An 8,448-nucleotide genomic window follows, 5' to 3' on the forward strand; every position below is an offset into this window, starting at 1 on the left:
TCTTGGTGCTGCTGCAGGTCGGTGTCGCCGCGCTGCGTTCCTGGGCGGTTTTGTATCTGTCGGCCTCGCTGAACGTGCAGTGGCTGACCCAGGTGTTCGCCCATTTGCTCAAGCTGCCGCTGGCCTGGTTCGAGAAGCGCCATATCGGCGATATCTGGTCGCGCTTCAACAGCGTGCAGCTGATCCAGCGCACGCTCTCGACCCGCTTTGCCGAGGCGATCCTGGATGGGCTGATGGTCATCATCACGCTGGCCATGATGTGGATCTACAGCCCGCGCCTGAGCGGCGTGGCGCTGCTGGCGGTGGCCGCCTATGGCCTGCTGCGCTGGGCCTTCTTTGGGCCGCTGCGCGAGGCCTCGGAAGAGGCGCTGGTACATGAGGCCAAACAAAACAGCCATTTCCTCGAATCGCTGCGCGGCGCGCAGGCGATCAAGCTGTTCAACGCGCAAGCCGAGCGCAGCGCCGCCTTCGCCAACCTGGTGGTCGAGCAGATGAATGCCGGCATCGCGGTGCGCCGGCTCGACCTCTGGATGGACGTTGGCCACAAGCTCCTGTTCGGCATCGAGCGGGTTGCCATCATCTGGCTGGGTGCCTTGGCTGTGCTGGACCGCGAGCTGTCGGTCGGCATGTTGTTTGCCTTCCTGGCCTACAAAGAGCAGTTCACGCTGCGCCTGGCCGGCCTGATCGACAAGGGCGTCGAGCTGAGCATGTTGCGTCTGCAGGGCGAGCGCCTGGCCGACATCGTGCTGACGGCGCCGGAGGCCGACACAACAGCCGCGCAGGCCAGCCCGCCCGACACGACCGGCGCGCTGGTCTTGCACGCTGTGAGCTTCCGTTACGCAGACGGCGAGCCGGCGGTGCTGGTCGACTGCAATTTGAGGATTGAAGCCGGCGAATCGGTCGCCATCATCGGCCCCTCGGGCTGTGGCAAGACCACGCTGATGAAGCTGCTGCTGGGCATACACCAGCCCCAGGCCGGCGAGATCCGGGTCGGCGGCGTGCCGCTGGCCAAGCTGGGTCTGAGCGCCTGGCGCGCCCGCATCGGCACGGTCATGCAGGACGACCAGCTGTTCGCCGGCAGCATCGCCGACAACATCGCTTTTTTTGACCCCGATGCCGACCCGCAATGGGTGTCCGAATGCGCACGGCTGGCCTGTGTTTTGACCGACATTCAGGCCATGCCGATGGGCTTCCAAAGCCTGATCGGGGACATGGGCAATACCCTGTCGGGCGGCCAGCGCCAACGCATATTGCTGGCGCGCGCGCTCTACAAACGGCCGCAGTTCCTGTTTCTGGACGAAGCGACCAGCGCGCTCGATGTGGCGGGGGAACGCGAGGTCAATGCCTCGCTGCGCAGCTTGAAGCTGACCAAAATCGTCATCGCCCACCGGCCCGAGACCATCGCGGCGGCGGAGCGGGTGATCACGCTGCAAGGCGGCCGACCCCTGGCTTGACCTCAGCTATCGCCAGCATCGAGATTGCCAACTGGACGCTGTCTGCCGCCGAATTTAGAGTTCAGCTATTGATCCCCCTGATAGCAACAAGAAAGCAGCTATGGCCAAGACAGCAAGCTTCGGCGTCCTCCATCTCGGCACGTCCTTCGGTGTCACCTATGCCCTGACCGGCAATATCGCCATCGCCGGCGCGGTGACCTTCATCGAGCCGTTGGTCAACACCGTCATGCACCACTTCTTTGAAAAGTACTGGGGCCACCCTGCGTTGCTGGCCTGGTGGGCGCGCCGCCGCACATCCACGGAAACGGCCAGCCCGGCTTGACCCGCCGGGGCCAGGCGAAGCTCAAGGCGCCGTCTGCTCTTCCATCCAACCCAGCCAGCGCAGCGCCTGCTCGCGGTTGTCGCCACACATCATCTCCGACGGTTGCAGCGAACCGCAGACGGCGGGCCGTTCCGGGCGGCCGAAGATCTTGCAGCGATTGGCGTCGTCCAGCTGCACACAGCGCACGCCGGCCGGCTTGGAGATGCCGCCCACGACAGGCATGCCCGGGATGGGCGAGCTGATGGACGGGGCGATGCAGCAGGCGGCGCAGTGTTCTCGGCATTTCATGGCGCAATTGTCCCTTGGCTGAGTGCCTCAAGCCGGCACTTATCCACAGCCCCGCGTAAAATCTGCGGCTTGCCCGCGCCCGCGTTTTTCGCTGCGACTAGGCCTCCTTTTTCAAGGCAAACCCACCCATGCAATATCCCAAGCAATTCGACGTCATCGTGGTCGGCGGCGGTCATGCCGGCACCGAGGCCGCGCTGGCCGCTGCCCGCATGGGCTGCGCCACCCTGCTGCTGACCCACACTATCGAGACGCTTGGCGCAATGAGCTGCAACCCCTCGATCGGCGGCATCGGCAAGGGCCATCTGGTCAAGGAGGTCGACGCGCTGGGTGGCGCGATGGCGGCGGCCACCGACGAGGCCGGCATCCAGTTCCGCATCCTCAACGGCTCCAAGGGCCCGGCGGTGCGCGCCACCCGCGCCCAGGCCGACCGGGTTCTGTACAAGGCGGCGATCCGCCACCGCTTGGAGAACCAGCCCAATCTGTGGCTGTTCCAGCAAGCGGTCGATGACTTGCTGGTCGAGTCAGACGGCAGCGGCGAGCGCGTGGTCGGCGCCGTCACGCAGATGGGCTTGCAATTTCGTGCCCGCTCGGTGGTGCTGACGGCCGGCACCTTTCTCGACGGCCGCATCCATGTTGGCTTGCAGAACTACGCCGCCGGCCGCGCCGGTGATCCACCGGCGATCAGCTTGTCGGCGCGACTCAAGGAGCTGAAGCTGCCGCAAGGCCGGCTCAAGACCGGCACCCCGCCGCGCATCGACGGCCGCTCCATCGACTTCTCGCAATGCGAGGAACAAGGCGGCGACCTGAACCCGCTGCCGGTCTTCAGCTTCATGGGGAATGCCGCCCAGCACCCGCGCCAAGTGCCCTGCTTCATCACCCACACCTCGGCGGCGACGCACGCCATCATCCGCTCCGGCTTCGAGCGCAGCCCGATGTTTACCGGCGTGATCGAGGGCATCGGCCCACGCTACTGCCCCAGCATCGAGGACAAGGTCAACCGCTTCGCCGACAAAGACAGCCACCAGATCTTCCTCGAACCCGAGGGCCTGACGACGCACGAGTACTACCCGAACGGCATCTCGACCTCGCTGCCGTTTGACATCCAGCTCGCCGCCGTGCGCTCCATCCCCGGCCTCGCCAACGCCCACATCATGCGGCCCGGCTATGCGATCGAATACGACTATTTCGACCCACGCGGCCTCAGGTCCAGTTTCGAGACGCGCGACATTCAGGGCCTGTTCTTCGCCGGCCAGATCAATGGCACGACCGGCTACGAAGAGGCCGCGGCCCAAGGCCTGTTCGCCGGCCTCAACGCCGCCCTGCAGGTGCAGGGTCGCGGCCCTTGGTTGCCAGGCCGGGATCAGGCCTATCTGGGCGTGCTGGTCGACGACCTGATCACCCAAGGCGTGACCGAGCCCTACCGGATGTTCACCAGCCGCGCCGAATTCCGCCTGCAGCTGCGCGAGGACAACGCCGACATGCGGCTGACCGAAATGGGCCGCGAACTCGGCCTGGTTGACGACGCACGTTGGACGGCCTTCAACCGCAAACGCGATGCTGTTTCACGTGAAACAGAGAAGCTCAAATCGACCTGGGTCCACCCCGCCATCCTGCCCGCCGTCGACGCCGAGCGCCTGGTCGGCAAGGCGCTGGAGCGCGAGTACAACTTCATCGACCTGCTGCGTCGGCCCGGTGTGGTCTACGACACCTTGGCCGAAGTGGCCGCCATCGCGCGCCCCGAGGCAGGTGTTTCACGTGAAACAATGAACGCCGAGTTGGGTGACACCCTTGCGGCAGCCGTGATCGAATCGATAGAAATCAGCGTCAAATACGCCGGCTATATCAACAAGCAGGTCGACGACGTTGCCCGCGCCGCGAGTTACGAACACCTCAAACTGCCGGCCGAACTGGACTATGCCCTGGTCAGCGCCCTCTCCTTCGAGGCGCGCCAGAAGCTGAACAAGTTCAAGCCGGAAACCCTTGGCCAGGCCTCACGCATCTCGGGCGTCACGCCGGCCGCGATCTCGCTGCTGCTGGTCCATCTGAAGAAGAAGCGTTTTAAGGGCTTCGGTGACGATAGCCAAGCGGCCTGAACGAACCAAATTCCCACCACCGATGATGACCGACACTTTTTCAAGCCTGCGCGCACCCCTGGCCGCCGCCGCTGCCAACCTCCAACTACAGCTCAGCGACCCGCAAATCGACCAGCTCCTGGCCTATCTGGCGATGATGGAAAAGTGGAACAAGGTCTACAACCTGACTTCGCTGCGCGACCCACAGGCGATGCTGACCCACCATCTGATCGACAGCCTGAGTCTGCTACCGGCATTGCGAAGGCACGCTGTCGGCAAGCCACTTCGACTGATGGACGTCGGCAGCGGCGGCGGCTTGCCCGGCGTGGTGATCGCTATCTGCCACCCCGAGATCGACGTCAGCTGCGTCGATGCGGTGCTGAAAAAAGCCAGCTTCATCACGCAGGTGGCGGCCGAGCTGAAGCTCGCAAATTTGCACGGCGTGCATTCCAGGGTTGAGGCGCTGCAGACGCCGACCTTTGACCTGATCACCTCGCGCGCCTTTGCCTCGCTCCTGGACTTCACCACCCTGACCCGTCAGCACCTGAAACCCGGCGCCGTTTGGCTGGCGATGAAAGGCCAGCATCCGGCCGACGAGCTCGCCGCCCTACCCTCAGATCTCGATGTGTTTCACGTGGAACAACTGCAGGTGCCGGGCCTGGATGCCCAGCGTTGTTTGATCTGGATTCGGCCAAAAAACTGAAGCTCGTAAACAAAATTGGCGAACGCAGCGATTAAGCTGTCATCGTCAACAAAACTAGAAAACATGGCCAAGATCTTTTGCGTTGCGAATCAAAAAGGCGGAGTCGGCAAGACCACCACCACCGTCAACCTCGCCGCCGGCCTGGCCAAGGTGGGACAGCGCGTGCTGGTGGTTGACCTTGATCCGCAGGGCAATGCAACCATGGGCTCGGGCATAGACAAGCGCACCTTGGAGCTGACGGTTTACGACGTGTTGCTGGAATCCTGCAGCGTCGCGGAGGCCAAGCAGCACAGCGACAAAGCCGGCTACGACGTGCTCGGTGCCAACCGCGAACTGGCCGGCGCCGAGGTCGAGCTGGTCTCGCAGGAGCGGCGCGAACGGCGGCTGAAGACCGCTTTGAGCGCAGTCAGGGATGACTATGACTTCATCCTGATCGACTGCCCGCCTTCGCTGTCCATGCTGACCTTGAATGGCCTGTGCTGCGCGCATGGCGTGGTCGTGCCGATGCAGTGCGAGTACTTCGCGCTGGAAGGCTTGTCGGACCTGGTCAACACCATCAAGCAGGTGCATGCCAATTTGAACCCCGATCTGCAAATCATCGGCCTCTTGCGCGTGATGTTCGACCCCCGCATCACCTTGCAGAACCAAGTCAGCGACCAACTCAAGACGCATTTTGGCGACAAGGTTTTCGACACCGTGATCCCGCGCAATGTGCGTTTGGCCGAGGCACCGAGCTACGGTTTGCCCGGCGTGGTGTTCGACCCCGCCTCCAAGGGTGCCCAGGCCTTTGTCGAGTTCGCACGTGAAATGGTGCGGCGCGTCGGCAGCATGTGATGTTGGCCGCTGACTTGGCGCAGCGTGCCGAACAAGCCGGCCTGAACGCCAGTGCGCCGCCACAAGAGAAGTTGATCGAAGGTTGGTTGATCCGGCTCTCGCCGGGCAAGGCCAAACGCTCCCGCTGCATCAACGCGCTGGCCGCCGGCAGCCTGCCGCTGGACGACTTGCTGGCGCGCTGCCAGGCGGCCTTTGCGGCTGCCGGCCTACCGCTGTATGTGCGCGTTACGCCGTACAGCCAACCGAGTGATCTGGACCAGCATTTGGCCGCCAAAGGCTGGCCCGCCGTGGATGCCGCCGATGTGATGGTGCTGGCCGCCCTGCCAGCCAATGCAGCGCTGCCGGCCGAGCAGAATTTGCAGGCGCTGGATGCTGCAGAGTACGCGCAACTGGTCGGTCATTTGCGCGGCTCCAGCGAGGCCGAGATCAGCGCCCATGCCGAGCGCCTGGCGGCCTCGCCGGTGCCCTATTGCGGCTTTGCGCTGCGGAATGGGCAAGAACAGTTGCTGGCCTGCGGCCAGTTCGCGCGCGAAGGCGCCATCGTCGGCCTGTTTGACGTCTTCACGCCGCCTGAGCAACGCGGTCGGGGCCATGCCCTCAGGCTATGCCGCCAGCTGCTGCAAATCGCCGCCGCCGACGGGGCCGTCGAGGCCTATCTGCAGGTCGGTTCGGACAACTTCGAGGCCCAGCGCGTCTACGCGCGGCTGGGCTTCGTCTTTGCCTACCGCTACCACTATCGCAGCTCGGCGATGTCAGCGGCCTAAACCCAGTACCGCTTGGCTTAGCTCGGAGCCTCTGCGGGCTCTGCGCCCGTATTTTTCTGACTATTGGTCTTGAGGGTGGGCTTGCTAAGCAATCCGGACGCAGAGATCGCAGAGCAAGGCGCAGAGGGCGCGGAGGGCGCAGAGAATTCGGGCTGGCGATGCTTGCCAATCAAGTATTTCTTTGATCCCCTTCATCCCCTCCATCCAGGCTAAAAGCCCCCCCGGGTCGATCAAATCACCGCACATCGATCATCGCCTTGCCAAAGTTTCCAGCGGGCTCAAACGAGCATCAGAACTGAGCCTGGATGAAGGGGATAGAGGGGATTGGGGCCAATCAGGCACAGGTGGATCGACTTGCCGGTCGCAAAAAGCTCACTGCCCCTCAGTCGCGCGGCTTCCAGACCTTCAGCAGAGTATGGCGGGTGAAGCCCGGCACATAGTCATGTACATGGGCAATGCAGACATAGCCCATGTGCTCGTATAGCTCGGCGGTCTCGTCCGACAGGGTTTCGATCAAGGCATCGACGCAGCCGCGCCGCAGCGCTTGAGCCTCGATCTGGCGCAGGCATTCGCCGCCCCACCCCTGACCGCGTCGCTCGGCCTCCACCCACAGATAGTTGACATAGAGGCGCGCAAACTCGGTCCGACCAGAGGCGCCGGCGACCAGCCGTTCCCCCTCGTACAAGGCGCAGGCGATGTCGCACGCATCGCTGCCTTGGGCCTGCTGGCGGCCGTGCAGAACGACCCCGTCGCGCAGCGCATCCAGCGCCGCTTGCGGCAGCTCGGCATCGCGCCGCCAGGCTCGCTCAATGCCGTCAGACTGCATCAGAGCCCCAGACCCTCATCCAGCCCCAGGTGCAGGTTCATGCACTGCACAGCGGCCCCGCTGGCGCCCTTGCCGAGGTTGTCCAACCTCGCCATCACCAAGACTTGCGCATCAGAGCCAAACACGAACAGATCGACCCGGTTGCTGTCGTTGCAGGCCTGCACATCAAAAAAACCAGCGGCCAAGGTCGCCGCATCGCGCAGCGGCATCACCCGAATGAAGGGCTCGCCTTCGTAATGCGCGGCCAGCGCCTGCTGCACATCCTCGGCGCGCGCGCCCGCACGCAGCTGGCTCAGATGCAGCGGCACGCTGACGCACAAGCCCTTGTAGAAGCTGCCGACAATGGGCATGAAGACCGGCGCGTTCTGCAGCCCGGTGTAGTTCATCATCTCGGGCAGATGCTTGTGCGCCAGGCCCAGCGCATAGGGGCGCGGCGCCTGCAGGGCCGCATCGCCGCCCGCCTCATACTCGGCGATCATGCTTTTGCCGCCGCCCGAGTAACCTGTTATGGATGTGGCAGAAACCAGCGCCGCCGGGCTCAGCAGACCGGCATCCACCAGCGGCCGCAGGGCCAGAATGAAGGCCGAGGCATGGCAGCCGGGGTTGGAGATCCGCTTGGCAGCACGCAGCTTGTCGCGCTGGCCTGGGGTCAACTCGGGCAAGCCGAAGGCCCAGCCGGGCGCGGTACGGTGGGCGGTGCTGGCGTCGATCAAGCAGGTCTTGGGGTTGTTGATCATCGCGGCCGCTTCACGTGAAGCGGCGTCGGGCAAACACAGAAAAGCCACATCGGCGGCATTCAGTAAACGGGCGCGCTCGGTCGCATCCTTGCGCTTGTCGGCGTCAATGCGCAGCACTTCAACATCCTTGCGCGCCGCCAGGTATTCATGAATGCGCAGCCCCGTCGTACCCTCTTGTCCATCCACAAAAACCGCGTAAGTCATGACCACTCCAGCACAATTCAAAGAAACGAAAGCATAAAGCACCCAGATGAAAAATCAGCAACGCATTCTCTTGTTGCCCGGCTGGCAGAACTCCGACCCGGGCCATTGGCAGAGCCTGTGGGAGCAAGCATTCGGCTACGAGCGGGTCGAGCAGGCCGATTGGGACTGGCCACGGCGCGGCGACTGGATGGCGCGGCTGGATGAGGTCTTGCTGGCCGACCCGCGCCCGGCGCTGCTGGTGGCC

10 protein-coding genes are annotated in these 8,448 nt (G+C 64.1%); 7 read left to right on the forward strand and 3 right to left on the reverse strand.

The window, feature by feature from the left end; genetic code table 11:
* Together RMO57_RS13185 and RMO57_RS13190 are read left to right on the forward strand one after the other, a co-directional pair.
* The coding region (locus RMO57_RS13185) for a peptidase domain-containing ABC transporter (protein ID WP_310387304.1) at positions 1-1,454 on the forward strand (1,454 nt) is incomplete at its 5' end.
* 100 nt (positions 1,455-1,554) lie between these two features.
* On the forward strand, positions 1,555-1,776 hold the full coding sequence (locus RMO57_RS13190; RefSeq protein WP_310387305.1) for a DUF2061 domain-containing protein: 222 nt from the start codon (positions 1,555-1,557) through the stop codon (positions 1,774-1,776).
* A 21-nt stretch (positions 1,777-1,797) separates the two neighbouring features.
* Here the strand turns inward: RMO57_RS13190 and RMO57_RS13195 are convergent, their stop codons facing one another.
* Positions 1,798-2,064: a YkgJ family cysteine cluster protein gene (locus tag RMO57_RS13195; protein ID WP_310387306.1), complete on the reverse strand. Its 267-nt coding sequence runs from the start codon at positions 2,062-2,064 to the stop codon at positions 1,798-1,800.
* A 128-nt stretch (positions 2,065-2,192) separates the two neighbouring features.
* Between RMO57_RS13195 and mnmG the strand changes: the two genes are divergently transcribed.
* The 4 genes from mnmG to RMO57_RS13215 all read left to right on the forward strand — a co-directional run bounded on the left by mnmG (position 2,193) and on the right by RMO57_RS13215 (position 6,437).
* Complete coding sequence (gene mnmG, locus RMO57_RS13200) at positions 2,193-4,157, forward strand: tRNA uridine-5-carboxymethylaminomethyl(34) synthesis enzyme MnmG (protein WP_310387308.1); 1,965 nt, start codon at positions 2,193-2,195, stop codon at positions 4,155-4,157.
* Between the two features lie 22 nt (positions 4,158-4,179).
* The gene (gene rsmG, locus RMO57_RS13205; protein WP_414896424.1) at positions 4,180-4,839 is read left to right on the forward strand and encodes a 16S rRNA (guanine(527)-N(7))-methyltransferase RsmG; all 660 of its coding nucleotides are present in this window, start codon (positions 4,180-4,182) and stop codon (positions 4,837-4,839) included.
* 63 nt (positions 4,840-4,902) lie between these two features.
* Complete coding sequence (locus RMO57_RS13210) at positions 4,903-5,673, forward strand: AAA family ATPase (RefSeq protein WP_310387310.1); 771 nt, start codon at positions 4,903-4,905, stop codon at positions 5,671-5,673.
* Entirely contained in the window at positions 5,673-6,437 is a 765-nt protein-coding gene (locus tag RMO57_RS13215) for a GNAT family N-acetyltransferase (RefSeq protein WP_310387312.1), read from the forward strand. The genes RMO57_RS13210 and RMO57_RS13215 overlap by 1 nt, the downstream gene beginning before the upstream one ends.
* 382 nt (positions 6,438-6,819) lie before the next feature.
* On the opposite strand, the gene RMO57_RS13220 is transcribed toward RMO57_RS13215, so the two are convergent.
* A complete protein-coding gene (locus RMO57_RS13220) occupies positions 6,820-7,263 on the reverse strand; it encodes a GNAT family N-acetyltransferase (protein ID WP_310387314.1) in 444 nt (147 codons plus the stop codon).
* Positions 7,263-8,204 (reverse strand): N-acetyl-gamma-glutamyl-phosphate reductase, encoded by a 942-nt coding sequence (argC, locus tag RMO57_RS13225; RefSeq protein WP_310387316.1) that lies wholly within the window; start codon positions 8,202-8,204, stop codon positions 7,263-7,265. The genes RMO57_RS13220 and argC overlap by 1 nt, the downstream gene beginning before the upstream one ends.
* A gap of 46 nt (positions 8,205-8,250) precedes the next feature.
* On the opposite strand from argC, the gene RMO57_RS13230 reads away from it, so the two are divergent.
* Positions 8,251-8,448, forward strand: a 198-nt coding sequence (locus RMO57_RS13230) for an RBBP9/YdeN family alpha/beta hydrolase (RefSeq protein ID WP_310387317.1), incomplete at its 3' end; no start/stop codon positions are given.

The sequence above is a fragment of the Roseateles sp. genome (assembly GCF_031397715.1).
GTDB lineage: Bacteria > Pseudomonadota > Gammaproteobacteria > Burkholderiales > Burkholderiaceae_C > Paucibacter_A.